At 72.6% G+C, this 19,605-nt stretch carries 17 protein-coding genes; 12 read left to right on the forward strand and 5 right to left on the reverse strand.

Going from position 1 to position 19,605, the window contains the following annotated elements:
• Nucleotides 1-3: 3 nt before the first annotated feature.
• Entirely contained in the window at nt 4-2,745 is a 2,742-nt protein-coding gene (locus tag ACIBUY_RS01155; protein WP_365562049.1) for an alkaline phosphatase family protein, read from the forward strand.
• 97 nt (nt 2,746-2,842) lie between these two features.
• On the opposite strand, the gene ACIBUY_RS01160 is transcribed toward ACIBUY_RS01155, so the two are convergent.
• On the reverse strand, nt 2,843-3,865 hold the full coding sequence (locus tag ACIBUY_RS01160; RefSeq protein ID WP_365580807.1) for an oxidoreductase: 1,023 nt from the start codon (nt 3,863-3,865) through the stop codon (nt 2,843-2,845).
• Between the two features lie 298 nt (nt 3,866-4,163).
• On the opposite strand from ACIBUY_RS01160, the gene ACIBUY_RS01165 reads away from it, so the two are divergent.
• The 6 genes from ACIBUY_RS01165 to ACIBUY_RS01190 all read left to right on the forward strand — a co-directional run bounded on the left by ACIBUY_RS01165 (nt 4,164) and on the right by ACIBUY_RS01190 (nt 9,059).
• Nucleotides 4,164-4,580 carry an SsgA family sporulation/cell division regulator gene (locus ACIBUY_RS01165; RefSeq protein WP_365580810.1) on the forward strand — a complete coding sequence of 139 codons (417 nt, stop codon included), beginning with the start codon at nt 4,164-4,166 and terminating at the stop codon, nt 4,578-4,580.
• An 88-nt stretch (nt 4,581-4,668) separates the two neighbouring features.
• Nucleotides 4,669-5,613 carry a DUF4129 domain-containing protein gene (locus tag ACIBUY_RS01170; protein WP_365580813.1) on the forward strand — a complete coding sequence of 315 codons (945 nt, stop codon included), beginning with the start codon at nt 4,669-4,671 and terminating at the stop codon, nt 5,611-5,613.
• Nucleotides 5,610-6,170: a hypothetical protein gene (locus tag ACIBUY_RS01175; protein WP_399151324.1), complete on the forward strand. Its 561-nt coding sequence runs from the start codon at nt 5,610-5,612 to the stop codon at nt 6,168-6,170. Before ACIBUY_RS01170 ends, ACIBUY_RS01175 begins: the two co-directional genes overlap by 4 nt.
• On the forward strand, nt 6,167-7,180 hold the full coding sequence (locus ACIBUY_RS01180; RefSeq protein WP_399151325.1) for an AAA family ATPase: 1,014 nt from the start codon (nt 6,167-6,169) through the stop codon (nt 7,178-7,180). Before ACIBUY_RS01175 ends, ACIBUY_RS01180 begins: the two co-directional genes overlap by 4 nt.
• Nucleotides 7,177-8,511, forward strand: coding sequence for a DUF58 domain-containing protein (locus ACIBUY_RS01185; protein WP_399151326.1), 1,335 nt, complete (start codon nt 7,177-7,179; stop codon nt 8,509-8,511). Before ACIBUY_RS01180 ends, ACIBUY_RS01185 begins: the two co-directional genes overlap by 4 nt.
• The gene (locus ACIBUY_RS01190; RefSeq protein ID WP_365580821.1) at nt 8,508-9,059 is read left to right on the forward strand and encodes a hypothetical protein; all 552 of its coding nucleotides are present in this window, start codon (nt 8,508-8,510) and stop codon (nt 9,057-9,059) included. Before ACIBUY_RS01185 ends, ACIBUY_RS01190 begins: the two co-directional genes overlap by 4 nt.
• Nucleotides 9,060-9,284: 225 nt before the next feature.
• Here the strand turns inward: ACIBUY_RS01190 and ACIBUY_RS01195 are convergent, their stop codons facing one another.
• Nucleotides 9,285-9,944, reverse strand: a complete 660-nt coding sequence (locus ACIBUY_RS01195) for a GPP34 family phosphoprotein (protein ID WP_399151327.1) — start codon at nt 9,942-9,944, stop codon at nt 9,285-9,287.
• A 333-nt stretch (nt 9,945-10,277) separates the two neighbouring features.
• Between ACIBUY_RS01195 and ACIBUY_RS01200 the strand changes: the two genes are divergently transcribed.
• The 4 genes from ACIBUY_RS01200 (at nt 10,278) to ACIBUY_RS01215 (ending at nt 16,261) form a co-directional block, all read left to right on the forward strand.
• Nucleotides 10,278-11,936, forward strand: a complete 1,659-nt coding sequence (locus tag ACIBUY_RS01200; RefSeq protein ID WP_399151328.1) for an ABC-F family ATP-binding cassette domain-containing protein — start codon at nt 10,278-10,280, stop codon at nt 11,934-11,936.
• Between the two features lie 70 nt (nt 11,937-12,006).
• Nucleotides 12,007-14,316, forward strand: coding sequence for an ATP-binding cassette domain-containing protein (locus tag ACIBUY_RS01205; RefSeq protein ID WP_399151329.1), 2,310 nt, complete (start codon nt 12,007-12,009; stop codon nt 14,314-14,316).
• 85 nt (nt 14,317-14,401) lie between these two features.
• Nucleotides 14,402-15,178 carry a dimethylargininase gene (gene ddaH / locus ACIBUY_RS01210; protein ID WP_399151330.1) on the forward strand — a complete coding sequence of 259 codons (777 nt, stop codon included), beginning with the start codon at nt 14,402-14,404 and terminating at the stop codon, nt 15,176-15,178.
• A 105-nt stretch (nt 15,179-15,283) separates the two neighbouring features.
• The gene (locus tag ACIBUY_RS01215; RefSeq protein ID WP_365574912.1) at nt 15,284-16,261 is read left to right on the forward strand and encodes an acyl-ACP desaturase; all 978 of its coding nucleotides are present in this window, start codon (nt 15,284-15,286) and stop codon (nt 16,259-16,261) included.
• A gap of 15 nt (nt 16,262-16,276) precedes the next feature.
• Here the strand turns inward: ACIBUY_RS01215 and ACIBUY_RS01220 are convergent, their stop codons facing one another.
• Nucleotides 16,277-16,897 (reverse strand): SRPBCC family protein, encoded by a 621-nt coding sequence (locus ACIBUY_RS01220; protein ID WP_399151331.1) that lies wholly within the window; start codon nt 16,895-16,897, stop codon nt 16,277-16,279.
• Between the two features lie 122 nt (nt 16,898-17,019).
• Between ACIBUY_RS01220 and ACIBUY_RS01225 the strand changes: the two genes are divergently transcribed.
• Nucleotides 17,020-17,679 carry a TetR/AcrR family transcriptional regulator gene (locus ACIBUY_RS01225; protein ID WP_399151332.1) on the forward strand — a complete coding sequence of 220 codons (660 nt, stop codon included), beginning with the start codon at nt 17,020-17,022 and terminating at the stop codon, nt 17,677-17,679.
• A 2-nt stretch (nt 17,680-17,681) separates the two neighbouring features.
• Here the strand turns inward: ACIBUY_RS01225 and ACIBUY_RS01230 are convergent, their stop codons facing one another.
• Both ACIBUY_RS01230 and ACIBUY_RS01235 read right to left on the reverse strand, forming a co-directional pair.
• The gene (locus tag ACIBUY_RS01230) at nt 17,682-18,347 is read right to left on the reverse strand and encodes a response regulator (RefSeq protein WP_399152140.1); all 666 of its coding nucleotides are present in this window, start codon (nt 18,345-18,347) and stop codon (nt 17,682-17,684) included.
• Between the two features lie 84 nt (nt 18,348-18,431).
• Complete coding sequence (locus ACIBUY_RS01235) at nt 18,432-19,541, reverse strand: sensor histidine kinase (protein ID WP_399151333.1); 1,110 nt, start codon at nt 19,539-19,541, stop codon at nt 18,432-18,434.
• Nucleotides 19,542-19,605: the final 64 nt, after the last annotated feature.

Raw genomic sequence — 19,605 nt, forward strand, 5'->3', positions numbered from 1 at the left:
TCCATGCAGGTGACACGCCGGAGGCGGGTCCGCACGGGCCCGTTCGGCCGACGCAGACCGCTGTTCCTCGCCGGCGGGACGGCGCTCGCCCTCACCGCCGCGGGCACCGCGTTCGCGGGCACCCACCAGTTCGGCTTCGACCAGGTCGGCCAGAGCACCCGCGACGGCCAGGTGATCTCCAGCGACCAGTACATAGATCCGTACGGCGAACGGCTCGTCCTCAACGACGGCAAGATCATGTCGTCGTCCCTGAGCCCCGACGGCTCCCATCTGGCCGCCTCCGTGACGGACGGCGGGATGGCCCTCGAGGTCGTCGACGTGAAGACCTGGACGGTGCAGCAGCGCATCGGCAACAACGCCGCCGCCGACCTGCGGATCAAGGGCAACGACGTGGGCCAGGAAGGCCCGGCGTACTCGCCCGACGGCAGGCAGCTGTGGCTCGGCCAGACCGACGGCTACACCCGCTTCACCGTGGCCGCGGACGGCACGCTGTCGGCCCCGACGTCCGTGCCGATCCCGGCGGACGGCCCCCGGCACGCCCTCGTCGCCGAGCCGGTCTTCTCCGCCGACGGCTCGACCGTGTACGCGGCGGTCAACGGCCAGAACCGGGTGGTCGCGCTCGACGCCGCGACCGGCGCGATCGAGCGGAGCTGGAGCGTGGGCAACGCGCCGCGCGACATGGTCCGCGTCGGCGACAAGCTCTACGTCAGCAACGAGGGCGGACGCACGGCCCGGCCCGGCGACACCACCATCAACTCGTACAACACGCAGGTGCCGGCCGACCCGAAGACGGCGGCCACGACCACCGGCACGGTCAGCGTCATCGACCTGGCCGCGCCGTCCACCGCGACCGATTCCGTCGCCCACATCTCCGTAGGACTGCATCCGACGGCGGTGTACGCCAAGGACGGCGCGGTGTTCGTCACGAACACGGCCACCAACGACGTGTCCGTCATCGACCCGCGCAAGGACAGGGTCGTCCAGACGATCTCGACGAAGCCGTGGCCCGAGGCATCCGTGGGCTACGAGCCCGACGGCGTGACCCTCACCGACGACGGCCATCTGCTGGTCACGCTCGGGCGGGCCAACGCGGTCGCGGTCTACCGGTTCACCTCCGCGCAGGAACCGGTGAGTTACGTCGGTCTGCTGCCCACCGACTACTTCCCCGCGGAGGTCGCCACCGCCGGGGACCAGGTCGTGGTCTCCAACACCCGTGGCGTCGACGCCCGCCGCCCCACGACCAAGGCCGGGCACGCCACCCACGACACGACGTCGAGCGTGCAGCACTTCACGCTGCCGAGCGACCGGACGATCCGTTCGTACACGTCCAAGGTGTTCCGGCAGAACGGCTGGACCCGCGGCTCCGTCGAGAAGGCCGCCAAGGGGCACCATCCGCGCCCCGTGCCGGTCCCCGCGCGGCTCGGCGACCCGTCGACGATCAAGCACGTCTTCCTGATCGTCAAGGAGAACCGCACGTACGACCAGGTCTTCGGTGACGTGGCCGAGGGCAACGGCGACCCGGCGCTCGCCGAGTTCGGCGAGAACGTGACGCCCAACCAGCACGCGCTCGCCGAGCAGTTCGGCCTGTACGACAACACGTACGACATCGGGACGAACTCCGCCGAGGGCCACAACTGGCTGATGCAGGCGGACGATCCGGAGTACACCGAGTCCTCGGCCGGTGAGTACGCGCGCAGTTACGACACCGAGGACGACGCGCTCGGCCACCAGCGCACCGGGTTCCTGTGGACCGGCGCGCAGGACGCCGGGCACTCCGTGCGGGACTTCGGCGAGTTCCAGCAGTTCCTGACCAAGCCCGCGGACGCCAGCTGGCAGAACCTGTACTGCGACGCCAAGAACATGCGCTCCACCGGTGCCGACACGGCGTACCCGCTGGTCTCGTCGTCGCCGATCCCCTCCCTCAACGACGTGTCGGTGCACGGCTTCGCGAAGTTCGACACCAGCGTCCCCGACATCTACCGCTCCGAGATCTGGCAGCAGGACTTCGCCAAGAACGGCGCGGCCGACCTCAACATGTTCTGGCTCTCCAGCGACCACACCGGCGGCCCCGCGAACGCGCCCGCCCAGGTCGCCGACAACGACCTCGCGACCGGCCGGATCGTCGACTCGATCTCGCACAGCACGTACTGGAAGGACTCCGCGATCTTCGTCGTGGAGGACGACTCCCAGGCGGGTCTCGACCACGTCGACGGGCACCGGGCGCCGGTCCAGATCATCAGCCCCTGGGCGCAGCGCGGCACGGTCGACAGTCACTACTACTCGCAGATCACGCTGATCCGCACCATCGAGCAGATCCTCGGGATCCACCCGATGAACCAGAAGGACAGCGCGGCGAGCCCGATGACGGGCGCGTTCACGAAGAAGCCCGACTTCACGCCGTTCACCGCGCTGCCCAACCGCACGCCCCTGACGGACGGGCTGAAGACCCCGCCGTCGTGCGGCGTGGACGTGCCCGCGCCGCAGGATCCGACGGCGGCGGCCGTGCCGTCGACCACCGTCCCGGCCGACAAGAAGGCCCTCGCCGGCCAGTGGGACGCCTGGAAGGCCAAGCAGCGGCTGACCGGCCCGCACGCGGTGCCGGACTTCGCCAACCCGGCCCAGATGAACCACTTCACCTGGTACGAGACCCACGGCTGGACCAAGCCGTATCCCGGGGAGAAGAAGCTGTACGCGCCCCAGGACGTTCCGGGGGCGGCCATCCCGTCCTCGGAGAACGACGGGTAGACGGGTGGAACGGGTGGACGGGTAGCCCCTGACTGTGAGCACCGGGAGAGGGGCGCGGCGAACGCCGCGCCCCTCAGTGCTCGGTTCAGCGATCCCGTCAGCTTCGCGCGACCCGGCCCTTCTCGCCGGCGGCCCAGCACGCGCCGTCGTGCGTGCACGTCACCGTGTCGAACGACCCGGAGTCCACGGTGCGCCACGTGCGGCCCCCGTCGAGCGTCAGGTCCGTGCCGGTGGGCCCGACCGCCAGCGCCGCGGAGCGGGACCGCGGCAGCCAGGCGACGCCCGAGCGGTACGCGGGCGGGGGCTGCGCCGACGGCGTCCAGGTGCGGCCCGCGTCGCCGGTGACGGCCGCGGCCCGCGGCGACGCCTGGTCGGCGCGGTAGTCGCCGCCGACCGCGATGCCGTGCGTACGGTCGCGGAAGGCGAGCCCGAAGACGCCGCGCGCCGAGTCGCCCGCCGGGATCGGGGTGTCGGTCGCGGTCCAGGTCAGGCCGCGGTCCGCGGAGTGCATCACGCGGCCGCTCGCCCCGCCGCCCGTGGCGAGCCAGACGTCCTTCGGGCCCGAGGCGACCAGGCACTGGCCCGACGCAGCGAAGCCCGCCTCGCCGGTCTGCGCGGGCGGCATCCCCGCGCTCGGCAGCACGCGCCACGAGCGGCCGCCGTCGCCGGTCGACAGGATGCGGTACTTGCCGTCGACCGGGTCGCTCAGGGCGACGCCGTGGCGGTGGTCGAAGAACGTGACGCAGTCGTAGAACGCCTTCGGGTCGGTGTTGCGGAACGACTCCGTCCAGGTCGCTCCCCCGTCGTCCGTGCGGAAGATCCGGGACGCCTCGCCCTCGCCGATGGACAGGGCCACCGCGCGGCGGGCGTCGAACGCCTCGACGTCACGGAACTCGAGCTCGGCCGCACCGGGCGGCGACACGTTCCTCCAGTGCGCTCCGCCGTCCGTCGTCCGCAGCACCGTGCCCTTGCTCCCGGCCACCCAGGCCGTGCTCCGGTCGACGGCGGCCAGGCCGCGGAACCGGGCGTCGGTGCCGGTGTCCTTCAGCTTCCAGACGGCCGGGTGGGCGGCGGCCGTTCCGGGCGCGGCGCCCAGCGCGACGGCGGCGAGGGCCGTCACGCCCAGGACCGCCCCGATGCGCCCGGCCCCTCCCGACCGTCCCGTGCGTCCGGCCCGTCCCGTCGTTCCCTCGCGCCCCGTGGTTCTCCATGGCCTCAGCGTGCTCAGTCCCCTCATGGCGCGCGAAGCTAGCCCACTGCCCCACCCGCGTCCAGAGCACCCCGCATGAAACCGGTGACAGAGGTCACTCGTTTTTCGTCCGGCTTCAGATGCACGGATTCCCTCGTTCCGCCGTCTATTCAAGTGAGGCCGTCCGACCGTCCGTCGGGTCCGTCCAGTCGTCACAAGGGAGCAGGCGTTGTCATTCGTCATCGAGCATGCCGTAGAGGCCCGTCTCGTCGCCGCCGCACCGCGGATGGCGAGCATCCCCGCGACCCTCGGCTACGACGCGCGTGACCCGTTCGCCGTGCGCATGTCCTTCCCGGCCCCGGCCACGCTGGAAGGCGTCGACGTCTGCTGGACGTTCGCCCGCGAGCTGCTGTCCTGCGGCCTCGACGAGGGAGCGGGCGCCGGTGACGTACGCGTGCGCCCGTACGGCTACGACAGGACGGTCCTGGAGTTCCACGCCACGGAGGGCACGGCCATCGTGCACGTGCGCACGGGCGAGCTGCGACGGTTCCTTTCGGACACGACGAAGCTGGTCCCGGTCGGCCAGGAATCGCTGCACGTGGATGTCGACGCCGACCTCGCCGAGCTGATGCGGGACGCCTACTAGTCCCCCTGGAAACGGCTGACATTCATGTCGCCGGATGCCAGGATGCGGTGAACGGACGTTCGGGGAAGCGTCCGGCTGGGGGAAGCGCATGGTGCACGGTGGACGGGGCGGGCCCGACGGGCAGCACCGCCGTCGGCCGCCGTCGGGGGTGACGGTCGCCGCAGGCGTCGTCGTCCTGCTGGCCGTGGCCGCGCTGGTGCTGCGCCCCACCGAGGACCTGCTGCACTCCGGCAACGGACCGCTGGGACGCCTCGGCATCGTCGCCATCGGCCTCACCCTCGCCTGGGCCGTCGGCCTCACGCTCGTGACGAAGCGGCTGCGGGCCCGCGTCGACCCCGATCCGGCCACCGCGTCGCCGCGCGAGGAGCGCCTTCGGGCAGCCGCGGTGCCGATCCTGCTGGCCGGACCCGTCGCGCTCGGCGTACTCGCCCTGGTGCTGCACCACTTCACCCGCAGCGGCACGGACGCCTCGCCCGTGCCGGTGCCGAGCGTGACCCGGCTCCCGGACCTCGACCCGGGGCGCCCACCGGACGGTTCGTCCGACTCCGGCTCGCATCGGACCCTGTACATCGTGCTGGGCGTCCTCCTCGCGGCCCTCGTGGTGTGGGCCGTCGTGTTCCTCGTACGTCGCGTGCGCCGCCTGGGTCTCACGCCGCCGCCCGCCGACGCCCTCGCCCCGCAGGGCGAGGACGCGGACGACCGTCAACTCCTGCTCTCCGCGGTGGAGTCGGGCCGCCGGGCGCTCCCCGACGGGGCCGACGCGCGGGCCGCCGTGATCGCCTGCTACGCCGCGATGGAGGAGGCCCTCGCCGCCTCCGGGGTGGACCGGCGCGCCTCGGACAGTCCGGCCGATCTGCTCGCGCGTGCCACGCGCGCCGGGCTCGCCGCGGGCCCGGCCGCACCGCGCCTCACCGCCCTGTTCCGCGAGGCGCGTTACTCCTCGCACCCCATGGACGACAGCCGGCGCGCCGCCGCCGCGGCGGCCCTCGAGGAGATCGCGGCGCAGCTCCACGAGCGGGAGGCGGCACAGTGACACGGCCTGGGAGCCGCACCCTGACGATCCGTCAACTCCTGTTGGTGTGCGGCGTGATGGGTGCGTCCGCCGTGCTGCTGGTCCTCCTCGTGGACGGCACCGAGGCCGCCGCCGCCGTGGTGGCCGTGCTCGCCGCGGGCGCGCTCCTCGTCGCGCGGTACGTCGCAGGGGCGGGCGCCGTCGACTCCGGGCGGCGCGACGACGCCCGGCTGCTGCGGACGCGGGCGCCCGGCATGGGCGAGTGGCGGCACGACATCCGCACGGCGACAGGACCCGACGGCGCCCTCTACTACCGGGCCATGCTCAGGCCGCGGTTGCGCCGCCTGTTCGCCGCCGTGCTCGCCGAGCACCACCACGTCGCGCTCGAGCACCAGCCGCTGCGCGCCGCCGAGTTGATCGGGCCAGAGCTGTGGCCGTGGCTCGGCCACGACCTGCCCGGCGCGGGGCCCGACGGCGATGTGCCCGCCGAGGTGCTGCGCCGCCTCGTCGACCGCCTCGAAGCGCTCGCCGCGCCCCATGCCCGTACGCGTACCCGTACCGACCCCCTGGCAGGATGAGGAAGATCGACGTGACCCACCCCTCCCCACCCCGGCCCCTGACCCCGCGACAGGCCGGCGAGCAGGCGTCCGCCGTGCTGCGCGAGATCGGCCGTGCCGTCGTCGGCAAGCAGGACGCGCTCGAACTCGTGATGCTGGGCGTGCTGGCCCGCGGCCACGTGCTCGTCGAGGACCTGCCGGGGCTCGGCAAGACGCTGCTGGCCCGCTCGTTCGCCACGACGCTCGGCCTCGACTTCCGGCGCATCCAGTTCACCCCCGACCTGCTGCCGTCGGACGTGACGGGCGCCTCCCTGTACGACCAGCGGACCGGCGAGATGGTGTTCCACCCGGGCCCGGTGTTCACGCACCTGCTGCTCGCCGACGAGATCAACCGGACGCCGCCCAAGACGCAGGCCGCGCTCCTGGAGGCGATGGCCGAGTCGCAGGTGACGGTGGACGGGGCGACGCGCCCGCTGGCGGACCCGTTCCTGGTCGTCGCCACGGCCAACCCCATTGAGTACGAAGGGACTTACTCGCTGCCCGAGGCCCAGCTCGACCGGTTCCAGATCCGGGTCAGGATGGGCTATCCGGCCGCCGGGGAAGAGGTGTCGATCCTGCGGGCCCGGGTCGAGCGGGCCGCCCCCGAGGCCGTGCTCGGCACCTTGGCGAGCCCCGCCGACGTCGTGGCGTGGCGGGACGTGGTGGAGCGCGTCGAGATCGACGACGACCTGCTCGCGTACGCCGTCGCGCTGGTCGGCGCGACCCGCGAGCACCCCCAGATCAGCATCGGCGCCTCGCCGCGCGGCGGTCTCGCCCTGGTCCAACTGGCGCGCGCCCGCGCCGTGTTGGACGGACGCGACTACGTCGTCCCGGAGGACGTCAAGAGCCTGGCGGTGCCCGCGCTCGCCCACCGGGTGTCGCTGCGCCCCGAGTTGTGGGTGCGCGAGGTGTCCACGGACGACGTGCTGCGGGAGATCGTCGACCACGTCGGTACGCCGACGACGCGGCGCACCGCCGCCGTGCCGTCGTGAACCCGCCCGCGCCGCGGCCCGACGCGGCGGTCCTGCGCGCGCTCGAAGGGCGCACCGAGCCCGCGAGGCCCGCGCCGGCGCCGCCCACGGGGCCGCGTCCGGGCGAGCGGGCGCTGCGGCTGCTGACGGTCGCGGCGTGCGCGCTCGCCGCCGCGCTGCTCACGGGAAAGGCGTGGCTGCTCGCGCTCGCCGCGGCGCCGCTGGTGCTGCTCGCGCTGTCGTTGCCGCGCGCCTGCCCGACCCGGATCGAGACGAAGGTGACCGTCGAGCCGCGGCGCTGCTTCGAGGGCGACACGGTCACCGTGCGCATCGACGTGGCCCACGACGGCGGCGACGTGCGCCTCGATCCGGGCGTCACGCTCGGCCCCGGCCTGCGGCTCGACGCGGTCGGGGCGGGCCGCTCCACGGTGACGTTGCGCCACACCGCGCTCCTGTGGGGCCGCTGGACGCTCGGCCCGGTCGACCTCGACGTGTACGACGCCGGGGGCACCGTCCGTCGCACGGTGCGGGTCGACGCGGGCGACGTCGCGGTCTTCCCGTACGCCGCGCAGGCCCGCTTCACGCCGATTCCGGTACGGCTTCCGCAGCGCCTCGGCGAGCACACCTCGGCGCAGCGCGGCGAAGGGGTCGAGGTCATCGGCGTACGGGCGTGGGAGCCGGGTGAGCGGCAGCGGCGCATCCACTGGCCGTCGACGACGCGGCGCGGCTCGGTGCAGCTGCACCGGTTCGCGGCCGAGCGGGCCGTCGACACGGTGCTGCTCCTGGACGCGTTCGGGGACGTCGTCGATCCGGTGACCGGGGTGTCGTCGCTCGACGAGACGGTACGCGCGGCCACCGGGCTCGCGCGGGCGTATCTGCGCACGCACGACCGGGTCGGGGTCGTCTCCACCGGTGGGACGACGCGGTGGCTGCGGCCCGCGACGGGCGACGCGGCGTTCTACCGGATCGTCGAGTCCGTCCTCGACGTCCGCAAGGACCGGCGTCTCGACTCCCCGGGCCTGGAGCGCGTGCCGAGGCCCGCGCTGCCCGAGGGTGCCCTCGTGTACGTGTTCACGCCGCTCAGCGACGCGCGCGTCCTGAAGGTGCTGCGGGATCTGCAGGCGCGGGCGAGGCGGGCCGTCGTCGTGGAGATCCCGAGCGGGGACCCGCTGGTCGAACCGGGCGACGTGGCGGGCGAGTTGGGGCTGCGTCTGTGGCACGCGGACCGGGACGCGATGCGGTTCGCCCTGCGGGACAGCGGCATCCCGGTGCTGCGGCACACGGCCGGCGAGCCGCTGGACCTGGCCCTTGCCCCGCTGCTCCCGGGCCGGGTCGGAGGGCGCCCGCGATGAGTCCTCTGCGACAGCACCTGGCGTACTGGGCGCGGACGATCCCGGTCCGGATCGTCGGCGTCGCCCTGGTGGTCCTCGCGTACCGGCCGTGGGAGTCGCTCCACGGTGTGGCGCGGGTGGTGGTGTTCGCGGGTGCGGTGCTGTACGCCGCGTGGGCGGCGCCCGGCGTGGACCGGCGGCCGTACGTCACGGCGTTCCGCTGGTACGAGCTGGCCGCGGCCCGGCGTACGACGGTCCTGGCGGCCGGGGTCGTGGTGCTCGCGGCGTTCGGTGACCCGGCGTGGTGGGAGGCGGCGTCCGTGGCCGCGCTGCTCGTCGGCTACCTGGTGACGAGTGACCCGTGGTCCGTCGGGGCGACGGCGGTGCGCCCGGCGCGGCGGGTGTGGGGCGAGGCCGCAGGCGCGTGCGCCGGGGCCCTGCTCGTGGCGGCCGCCGCGGGCGCACCCGGCGTGACCTCGGGCGCCGGGCGCGCGGTGGGAGGCGTGGTGCTCGGGGTGGGCCTGGCGCTGGCGTGGTGGGGTCTTCAGGGGGCTCGGCGCCGGGCCTAGGGCGTGTCTTCAAACTCCCGTCGTCGCCCGCAGGGCGGCCGCGCGGCGTCTGGTGCGTGCTCTCGGCGTGCCGGGTGCAAGGCCTCGTACTGGATGTACTTGGCCTTACGCCCGGTGCGGCGAGAGTGCGTGCCAGGCGTCGTGAGGCAGACGGGAGTTTGAAGACACGCCCTAGGCGGCGGGTGGCCCGATCTTCCGGGTGGCCCGATCTCTGCGGAGCGCAGCTCACCCGCCCCCGGACGACCTCGCCGCCTCCGCCGATTTGACCGCCGCCTCCAGGGCCCGGGCGATCGGCGGCACGTGCGGGCCGGCCCGGACCGACAGGGCGGACAGGCGGGTGGCGTGGAGACGGCGCGTGCGGGTGGGGATCAGGGAGCGGAGGTGGCCCGATGCCGCGAGGACCAGGAGGGTCGCGTCCTCGGGCGGGACGTCGTCGGCGGGTGCCGGGGACGTCAGCACCGACAGCAGCCCGGCCCGTTGCGCCTCGACGTAGCCGGGGCGCCGCAGCCGGTAGCGGGTCACCGGGAGGACGCCGAGGACGCGGCCGCGCTCGCGGCGCAGGAGGCCGTCCGTGACCAGGCCCCGGCGGGCCAGGTCGTGCGTCGCGCGGGCGTGGTGCGTGATCAGGCGCCGCCACCGTCTCGGCCTCGACTCCTCGATGAGTTCCAGGAGTTGGTCGAGGACCGCGTCACCGGTCCTGGCGCCGAGCACCGGCGTCACGACGCCGTCCACCTCCTGGACGAGTCCGCGCGCGGCGAGCTCCACGAGGGCCGCGGCACGCAGCGCGAGAGGCAGGTCGGGGGCGCCGGTGACCCGGTCCTTCCCGGGGTCGTACGCCAGCAGGAGAAGGCGGGCGGGCAGGGTGAGCGCGGGGCCGGAGGGCACGGTTTCACGGTAATTGTTTGACAGCCTCACCAACAGACTCTTACGGTGTATGACGGTTCTGTTGTCGTCGATTGGAGAAGGACGTTGCTCGTCTGAGGTCCTGAGACACCGCGCATGTCGCGCCGCGCACGTCACGACGTTCACCACGTCACGTGCCCCGCGCCCCGTACATGTCGCCGTGTGAGACCTCGATGCACGAGCATCCGAGCCGTCCTTCCGCCGGTACAGGGCTTTTTTGTTGCCCCGTGGCCCTCATGGCCCCCGCGGTGTCTCGAACGCGTTGCACCCCGTCACCGTTCGCATCCAGCAACCGCGAGGCCTGCCCGCATGTCAATGACCCCCCATTCCTCTTCCCATTCCTCTTCCCGTTCCCCCGCCACCTCCATCGCTGTCACCGCCCTGACCTACGCCTGGCCCGACGGCACCGGCGTCTTCGACGGCCTGCAGGTCGCCTTCGGCCCGGGCCGCACGGGCCTGATCGGCGTCAACGGGTCAGGAAAGTCAACCCTGTTGAAGCTGATCGCCGGTGAGCTCTCGCCGGCCGACGGCAGCGTGCGCGTGTCCGGCGAGATCGGCTACCTGCCGCAGAACGTCACGCTCGACACGTCGCTCCGCGTCGACGACACGCTCGGCATCGCCGGGACCCGCGCCGCGCTGCACGCCATCGAGGCGGGCGACGTGCGCGAGGAGCACTTCACCACGGTCGGCGACGACTGGGACGTCGAGGAGCGCGCCGTCGCCATGTTGTCCCAACTCGGCCTGGGCCACGTGGACCTGGACCGCACCCTGGGTGAGGTCTCCGGCGGCGAGTCCGTGCTCCTGCGGCTCGCGGCGCTGCTGCTGCGCAGGCCCGACGTCCTCCTCCTCGACGAGCCGACCAACAACCTGGACCTGCACGCACGGCAGCGCCTGTACGCCGCCGTGGAGGGCTGGTCCGGAGTGATGGTCGTGGTCAGCCACGACCGTGAACTCCTCGACCGCGTCGACCAGATCGCCGATCTGCGCGGTGGGGAGGTCGTCTGGTACGGGGGGAACTTCTCCGCGTACGAGGAGGCGCTCGCCGCCGAACAGGACGCCGCCGAGCGCATGGTGCGCGTCGCCGAGTCCGATCTGAAGAAGCAGAAGCGCGAACTGGCCGACGCCCAGGTCAAGTTGGCCAGGCGCAAGCGTTACGGCCAGAAGATGCAGGACACCAAGCGCGAGCCGAAGATCGTCATGGGTGAGCGCAAGCGGGCCGCCCAGGTCTCGGCGGGCAAGCACCGCATCATGCACGAGGAGAAGCTCGCCGAGGCCAAGGACCGCCTCGACGAGGCCGAGCTCGCCGTGCGCGACGACGACGAGATCCGCGTGGACCTGCCGTACACGGCCGTCCCGCCGGGCCGCTCCGTGCTCACGCTGCGCGAGCTCCACCTGGCCTACGGGGCGCACGTGGAGGGCGAGTTCGAGCTGCGCGGGCCCGAACGCATCGCCCTCGTCGGGCGCAACGGGGCCGGCAAGACGACCCTGCTGCGCACGATCGCCGGAGAGCTGGCGGCGGTCGAGGGCGAGGCGGTCGCGCACGTGCCGCTGCGGTTCCTGCCGCAGCGACTCGACGTACTGGACGAGGAGTTGAGCGTCGCGGAGAACGTGGCACGGTTCGCGCCCGACGCCACGAACAACCGAATCAGGGCCCGGCTCGCCCGCTTCCTGTTCAAGGGGGCCCGCGCCGATCAGCGGGCCGCGACCCTGTCCGGCGGCGAACGCTTCCGCGCGGCGCTCGCCGCGCTGATGCTCGCCGAGCCCGCGCCGCAGCTCCTCATGCTCGACGAGCCGACGAACAACCTCGACATGGCGAGCGTGGCCCAGCTGACGTCGGCCCTGGAGTCGTACGAGGGTGCCCTGGTCGTGGCCTCCCACGACCTGCCGTTCCTCGAGTCGATCGGCGTGACGCGGTGGCTGCTCCTTGACGGGACCTTGAAGGACACCACCCCGGAGGAGGTACGCACCCTGTAGGAGCACGAGGAACGGGGCCGCCGACGAAACCCGACAAAAGGTGTCGGGTATCCGGCCTAGCGTCGGAGGCATGTCGTACATCCACATCGTCGGCGCCCGCGAGAACAACCTCCGGGACGTCACCCTGCGCATCCCCAAGAACCGGCTCACCGTGTTCACGGGGGTGTCCGGCTCGGGCAAGTCCTCGATCGTGTTCGGCACGATCGCGGTGGAGTCGCAGCGCCAGCTGGGCGAGACGTTCAGCTGGTTCGTCCGCAACCGGCTGCCGAAGTACGAGCGGCCGCACGCGGACGCCCTGGAGGACCTCTCCCCCGCGATCGTCGTCGACCAGAAGCCGATCGGCGGGCACTCGCGCTCGACGGTCGGCACGATGACGGACGTCTACTCGGTGCTCCGCGTGCTGTTCTCCCGGCACGGGACGCCGAGTGCGGGAGCGGCGACCGCGTACTCGTTCAACGATCCGAGCGGGATGTGCCCGCACTGCGACGGCCTCGGGCGGGCCGTGCGGCCCGACTACGACCGCATCCTGGATCCGGCCAGGTCGCTCGCGGACGGCGCCGTGCTGTTCCCGCCGTTCGCCGCCGGCACCTGGCAGGGCCAGACGTACACGAACACCACCGATCTCGACACGCACCGGCCCGTGGGCGAATTCACCGCCGCCGAACGGGAGTTCCTGATGCGCGGGCGCGGCGCGCAGGTGAGCGTGGACAACACGGGAGGCAGCCGGGAGATCCCGTTCGAAGGGCTCGCGGACCGGTTCGAGCGGCTGTACCTGAAGCGGGACCTGTCGGCGCTCGGCCAACGGACCCGCGACATGGTGCAGCGGTACCTCACGGAAGACACCTGCCCCGAGTGCGCGGGGGCGCGGCTGAACGCGGCCGCGCTCGCCACCCGTATCGGCGGACTGAACATCGCGGACTGTACGCGGATGGAGGTCGACGAGCTCATCCCCGTCCTGCGGCGGATCGCGGAGGGCGGCGACCCGGTGGCGGGGCCGGTCGCCACGGCCGCCGTCACCGCGCTGGAGCGGATCGAGGCGATCGGGCTCGGCTATCTCAGCCTGGACCGGCCGACGGCGACGCTCTCCGGCGGCGAGGGCCAACGGCTCAAGACGGTGCGGCACTTGGGGTCGAGCCTGACCGGGATGACGTACATCTTCGACGAGCCGAGCATCGGCCTGCACCCGCGCGACGTGGGCCGTCTCAACGACCTGCTGCTGCGGCTTCGCGACAAGGGGAACACGGTGCTGGTCGTCGAGCACGACCCCGATGTGATCGCCGTCGCCGACCACGTGGTGGACATGGGGCCGACGGGCGGCGCGGACGGCGGACGCGTCATGTACGAGGGGACGCCGGACGGGCTGCGGCACGCCGACACCCTCACCGGACGCTGTCTGCGCCGTCGCGGCGGCGTGCGGGAGCGGCCGCGCGAGGCCACCGGCGGGGTGTGGATCGAGGGCGCGCGGCTGCACAACCTCAAGGACGTGACCGTGCGCGTGCCGACCGGGGTGCTCACCGCGGTGACCGGCGTCGCCGGGTCCGGCAAGAGTTCGCTGGTGTCGGGGGCGCTGGTCGCCGCGCACCCGGACGCGGTCGTCGTCGACCAGTCCGCCATCGGCATCTCGGGCCGCTCCACCCCGGCGACGTACCTCGGGATCATGGACACCGTGCGGAAGGTCTTCGCGCGCGAGACGGGCACGGAGCCCGGCCTGTTCAGCTTCAACTCAACGGGGGCGTGCGGCAGTTGTCAGGGCCGCGGGGTGGTGTACAGCGACCTCGCGTTCATGGATCCGGTCACCACGGTGTGCGAGGAGTGCGACGGGCGGCGGTTCGGGGAGGACGTGCTGCGGCTGACCGTGCGCGGGCGCAGCATCGCGGACGTGCTCGACATGACGGCGGGGCAGGCGCTCGACCACTTCGCGGACCTGCGCGAGGAGTCCGTACGGCGTCGGCTGCGCGCCCTGCGTGACGTGGGCCTGACGTATCTCACGCTGGGGCGGTCCCTGAGCACGCTGTCCGGCGGTGAGCGTCAGCGCATCAAGCTGGCGACGCACCTGCACCGCACCGCGGCGACCTACGTCCTGGACGAGCCGACGACCGGGCTGCACATGGCGGACGTGGACGGGCTCGTGGCCCTGCTCGACCGGCTGGTCGACGCGGGCAACACCGTGGTCGTCGTCGAGCACAACCTCGACGTGGTCCGGCGTGCGGACTGGGTGATCGACCTGGGCCCCGAGGGCGGCCGGCACGGCGGGCGGGTGATCTTCGAGGGGACGCCGCGCCAACTGCTCGACGCGGACGACTCGTTGACCGCCCGGCACCTGCGGCGCGCGGTCGCGGGCACGGTCGGGCGCGGTGAGGGGGAGGTGACAGCCGCGTAACGGGGGATTCCGCCGGGGCGCCGGGCTGGGCATGATGAGCGCCGTCGCACCTCGCACCGCCCCGCATCCGTCCTGGAGTTCACCCGTGCCCAGCAAGAAGGCTCTCGTCCGCCGCCCCGGACCGCGCATCGCGGAAGGGCTGGTCACGCATGTGGAGCGCACGCCCGTCGACGCCGAGAAGGCGGCCGCGCAGTGGCAGGAGTACGTCGGCGCGCTGGAGGCGCACGGCTGGGAGACGTTCCTGGTGGAACCGGCCGACGACTGCCCGGACGCGGTGTTCGTGGAGGACACGATGGTCGCGTTCCGCAACGTGGCGCTGATCGCCAGGCCCGGCGCCGAGTCCCGGCGGGGCGAGACCGCCGGGGTCGAGGAGGCCGTCGCGCGACTCGGCTGCTCCGTCAACTGGGTGTGGGAACCCGGCACCCTCGACGGCGGCGACGTACTGAAAGTGGGCGACACCCTCTACGTGGGGCGCGGCGGGCGGACGAACGCGGCGGGGGTGCAGCAGTTGCGGGCCGTCTTCGAGCCGCTCGGCGCCCGGGTCGTCGCCGTCCCCGTCAGCACGGTCCTGCACCTGAAGTCGGCGGTGACCGCTCTGCCCGACGGCACGGTCATCGGGTACGAGCCGCTGGTGGACCACGCCTCGCTGTTCCCGCGGTTCCTGCCGGTGCCGGAGGAGGCGGGCGCCCACGTCGTGCTGCTCGGCGGTGACCGGCTGCTGATGGCCGAGAGCGCCCCGAAGTCGGCGGAGCTGTTCGCTGACCTCGGCTACGAGCCCGTTCTGGTGGACATTTCCGAGTTCGAGAAGCTCGAGGGCTGTGTGACGTGCCTCTCAGTCCGGCTCCGGGGGCTGTCCTCGTAACCACGACTCTTTATCGAGCGCTTAACCTACGGCAACGTAACCTACGACACCGTAGGTAGAACCCGTTCGTACCGCTCGCTGTACCTCCGTCCCCCAGGAGCCCTCGTGACCGTCATCTCGCCCCGCCTCGGATCATCGACCACATGGACCGACGCCCGGCTCTTGTACGCGTTGGAGGAAGTGGTCGAGAAGGAGCTGAACCGGCACCTGGCCGTCGCCAAGGACTGGATGCCGCACGAGTACGTGCCCTTCTCCGACGCCCGTAACTTCCCCGGCTTCTTCGAGGACGGCGAGGCCTGGGACAAGGAGCAGTCGAAGGTCACCGAGGTCGGCCGGACGGCGCTGATCGTCAACCTGCTGACCGAGGACAACCTCCCCAGTTACCACCACGAGATCGCGACGCTCTTCGGCCGCAACGGCGCGTGGGGCACCTGGGTGCACCGCTGGACCGCCGAGGAGGGCCGGCACGGCATCGTGATGCGCGACTACCTGCTCGCGTCGCGCGCCGTCGACCCGGACAAGCTGGAAGCCTTCCGCATGTCGCACATGAGCGAGGGCTACGAGTCGGACAACAACCACTCGATGCTGCACTCGATCGCGTACGTCGCGTTCCAGGAGCTGGCCACCCGCATCTCGCACCGCAACACCGGGCACCAGTCGGGCGACCCGGTCTGCGACCGGATGCTGGCGCGCATCGCGACGGACGAGAACCTGCACATGGTCTTCTACCGGAACCTGCTCAAGGCCGCGTTCGAGCTCGCCCCCGACCTCACGATGCGCGCCGTGCGCGACGTCGTCGTCGACTTCCGCATGCCGGGCCACGGCATCCCCGGCTTCGAGCGGGCCGCGGCGCAGATGGCGATCGGCGAGGTCTACAACCTGCGCATCCACCACGACGACGTGCTCCAGCCGGTGCTCCGCTTCCTGAAGGTCATGGAGATCGACGGGCTCGGCCCCGAGGGGATCAAGGCGCAGGAGGAGCTGGGCCTGTTCATGAACGGCCTGGACGCCGAGGCCGGCAAGTTCGACGAGAAGCTGGCCGCCCGCAAGGCGCGCCTCGCGGCGCGCGCGGCCGGCGCCTGACCGTCCCCCCTTCGCTCACCCTTGAAGGCCGTCGCCGTACCCCTCGGCGGCGGCCTTCAGGTCGTGCAGCCAGCCTTCGAGCCCGGCGGCGAGGATCTTCGTCGCGGTGGGCACGTCCGCGTCGACCTGCGGACCGGTGTGCGTCTCCTCGGTGCGCACGAGGACGCCGCCCTTCACCCGGGTGAAGTTCCAGACGTGGACGCCGTCGATGCGCAGCCCGTCGGCCACCCCGGGCCCGGTCCAGCGGATGCAGGAGCCGCGCCGCAGCTGCTCTACGGTCGAGGTGATCTCCAGGGTCGTGGCACCGGTCGCAGGGTTCGGCGGCAGCGGCGTCGTCCAGTGGAACGCCGATCCTGCACGCAGGGGCCCGTGATCGAGACGCCGGGCGCTCTGGACGGGTGCCTGCCAGGACGGCCAGCGCTCCACGTCGGTCTGCAGCTTCCAGACGGTGGCGAGCGGCGCGTGGATCACGGTCTCGGTGCGGTGGCGGACCCGCGCGTCGGGGTCGACGCCGACGCCGCGGCAGGTCAGCGAGTCGGGCGCCGCCCCGGCGGGCACGGCGGCCCCGCCGACGAGGCCGAGGACGAGCGGGACGGTGAACAAGGCGGTGCCGACAGCGCTACGCGTGGCGGGCATGGCGTACTCCTGGTCAACTCGGCGGTGACAGCGGGCAGTTGATTTCGTTTACTCACGTTCGTTAGACGTTCTAACACGTTCGTTCGCGGAGCGTCAATAACCTTCGTGATAGCCTCTAACTCATGGTCGAGAAGGACACGAAGACCCCGCGCGAGCGCTACCGGGCCCAGGTGCGCGCGGAGATCAAGGAGCACGCGCGGGAGCAGATCGCCACGGCGGGCGCGTCCGCGCTCTCGCTCAACGCGATCGCCAAGCGGATGGGGCTGAGCGGCCCCGCCCTCTACCGGTACTTCGCAGGCCGCGACGAGCTGATCACCGAGCTCGTGAAGGACGGGTACCAGAGCCTCGCCGACACGTTCCGCGCAGCGTCGCACGCCGCCGCGTCAGGCGATCAACTGGCCGCGCTGGCAGGGGCGTTGAGGGCCTGGGCGCTGGAGGACCCGCACCGCTACTTCCTCCTGTACGGCACCCCCGTACCGGGGTACGAGGCGCCCGGCGACACCACCGCCATCGCCTCCGAGATCATGGCCATGCTGCTCGACGCGTGTGCGGCGCTGCCGGACGAACGGAGCCCCGGGCCGTTCGACGCGCACCTCGCGGAGCACCGGGACTGGGCGGACGGTCACCCCGCAGGGCCCACCGCGCTGCACCGGGCGCTGACCGTGTGGACCCGGCTGCACGGGGTCCTGTCCCTGGAGGCGGCCGGGCAGTTCGGCGGGATGGGCTTCGATCCCGCCGAGTTGTACGCGGCCGAGCTCCAGGACCTGCTCGCGGGCGGCTGAGCTCAGGCGAGTCCCGCCGCGATCGCGCGGCGCACGGCGTCGGCCCGGTCGCGGATGCCCGCCTTGGCGAAGAGGTTGTTGATGTGCGTCTTGACCGTGGCCTCGCTGATGAACAGCCGTTCCGCGATGGCCCGGTTGGGCAGGCCCTGGCCGATCAGCCCGAGCACCTCGCGCTCGCGCGGCGTGATGTCCTGCGGCAGTGACGTCGCCGAGGGACCCGGCCCGGTGCGGACGGTGGCGAGCAGCCGGTCCTGGACCTCGCGGTCGAGCACGGACTGGCCGGCGGCCGCCGCACGCAGCGCGCGCACGATGTCCTGGCGTCCGGCGTTCTTCGTCAGATAGCCGCGGGCCCCGGCGCCGAGGGCGGCCAGGATCGACTCGTCGTCGGCGAACGTGGTCAGCACGACCACGGCCACGTCCGGGTGCTCCTCGCTGAGCCTGCGGGTCGTCTCGATCCCGTCCATGACCGGCATCCGCAGGTCCATCAGCACCACGTCGACCGGGGCACCGGCCACGGCCGTCAGCACCTCGGTGCCGTCCGCGGCGGCCGCGACGACCTCGATGTCGTCGGACAGGCCGAGGACCGCGGCGAGCGGTTCCCTGACCGCGGCCTGGTCGTCGGCGACGACCACCCTCAACTGCTGCTGCTTCTCGGCCTGTTCACTCATCGCCGCTCGTTCGCCGCCCATCGCCACTCGCTCGCCGCTCATTCGTCGTTCGTCACTCGTCACTCGTCACTCGTCACTCGTTCGTCACGCATCGGGGATCACTGCCTCGACCTGCCAGCCGCCCCGCTCGGGCCCCTCCGCGACCGGGCCCGCGGTGATCGTGCCACCCAGCAGGGCGGCGCGCTCGCGCATGCCGATCAGGCCCATCCCGCTGCCGACACCCGCGGTCACGGTCCGGGTGGGCGGACCGTTGCGGATCCGCAGGGTGGTCGACGCGGGCGCGAACGCCAGCTCCACCGCGACCGCTGCCCCGGGTGCGTGCCGGCCCGCGTTCGTCAGGGACTCCTGGGCGATCCGCAGCAGGTTCTGGGTCACCCGTGCTGGTACCTGGCGCACGGTCCCGGTGACGGTGAGGGCGTCGCGGTGCCCGGACGACTCGACCATCGCGGACAGGCTCTCGACGAGCGGCAGGGAGTCCTCGCGCAGGGCGTGCACGGTCCACTGCGCCTGCTTCAGGCTCTCCTTGACCATGCTGTGGGCCTTGTCGTTGGCCTCCCTGACCTTGTCCAGGTCACCGGTGTCGAGCAGGGCGTCGGCCAGTTCCAGCTGCATGTTGATCCCGGCCAGCGAGTGCGCGAGCACGTCGTGCACGTCCCGTGCGATCCGGCTGCGCTCGGTGAGCACCGCGGCCTGGGCCTCGGCGCGGGCGGCCCGCCCGGCGGACTCGGCGGCCGAGATCACCGCCTGGACGGCGCGCTGCCGGCTGCGCTTGAGCATGCCGACCACGACGGGGGCTCCGGTGACGAGGCCGAGCGTCCACGGCAGTTCGTGGTGGCCGGGGCCGAGGCGGAGGTACAGGACGCCGCCGCACAGCACGCTGCACAGCAGCGCGAGGGTGAGGGCCGTCCGGGCCGGGAGCCGGTATCCGATGTGCCCGGCGAGGAAGAACGCGAACAGATAGCTCGACCCGCTGCGGCTGACGCCGATCAGGGCGGCCGACGCGATGATGCCGCAGGTCAGCCAGACCACGGCGACGCGCGGGGAGACCTTCTCCTCGGGCACGGCCCGGGCGAGCAGCGCCACGCAGCACAGCACGTACAGGACGGCCACCGCCAGGCCGCGGCCACTGAGGCCCATCGGGCGGATGGTCACGGCACCGGAGACGACGACGGCGATGTTCAGGACCCACTGCATCCAGGGTTCCCGGCCGGGAACCGGCCGCGGGCCGGCCCCTTGGGAGGGGGCCGGCCCGGACGGC

Source organism: Streptomyces sp. NPDC050085, from assembly GCF_044460595.1.
GTDB lineage: Bacteria > Actinomycetota > Actinomycetes > Streptomycetales > Streptomycetaceae > Streptomyces.

Excerpts from the sequence above, each read along its gene's own strand:
- ACIBUY_RS01155 (WP_365562049.1), top strand. The coding sequence starts at position 4 with ATGCAGGTGACACGCCGGAGGCGGGTCCGCACGGGCCCGTTCGGCCGA.
- ACIBUY_RS01225 (WP_399151332.1), top strand. The coding sequence starts at position 17,020 with ATGGTCGAGAAGGACACGAAGACCCCGCGCGAGCGCTACCGGGCCCAG.
- ACIBUY_RS01205 (WP_399151329.1), top strand. The coding sequence starts at position 12,007 with ATGTCGTACATCCACATCGTCGGCGCCCGCGAGAACAACCTCCGGGAC.
- ACIBUY_RS01170 (WP_365580813.1), top strand. The coding sequence starts at position 4,669 with ATGGTGCACGGTGGACGGGGCGGGCCCGACGGGCAGCACCGCCGTCGG.
- ACIBUY_RS01235 (WP_399151333.1), bottom strand. The coding sequence starts at position 19,541 with ATGCAGTGGGTCCTGAACATCGCCGTCGTCGTCTCCGGTGCCGTGACC.
- ACIBUY_RS01230 (WP_399152140.1), bottom strand. The coding sequence starts at position 18,347 with ATGAGTGAACAGGCCGAGAAGCAGCAGCAGTTGAGGGTGGTCGTCGCC.
- ACIBUY_RS01220 (WP_399151331.1), bottom strand. The coding sequence starts at position 16,897 with ATGCCCGCCACGCGTAGCGCTGTCGGCACCGCCTTGTTCACCGTCCCG.
- ACIBUY_RS01190 (WP_365580821.1), top strand. The coding sequence starts at position 8,508 with ATGAGTCCTCTGCGACAGCACCTGGCGTACTGGGCGCGGACGATCCCG.
- ACIBUY_RS01180 (WP_399151325.1), top strand. The coding sequence starts at position 6,167 with ATGAGGAAGATCGACGTGACCCACCCCTCCCCACCCCGGCCCCTGACC.
- ACIBUY_RS01200 (WP_399151328.1), top strand. The coding sequence starts at position 10,278 with ATGACCCCCCATTCCTCTTCCCATTCCTCTTCCCGTTCCCCCGCCACC.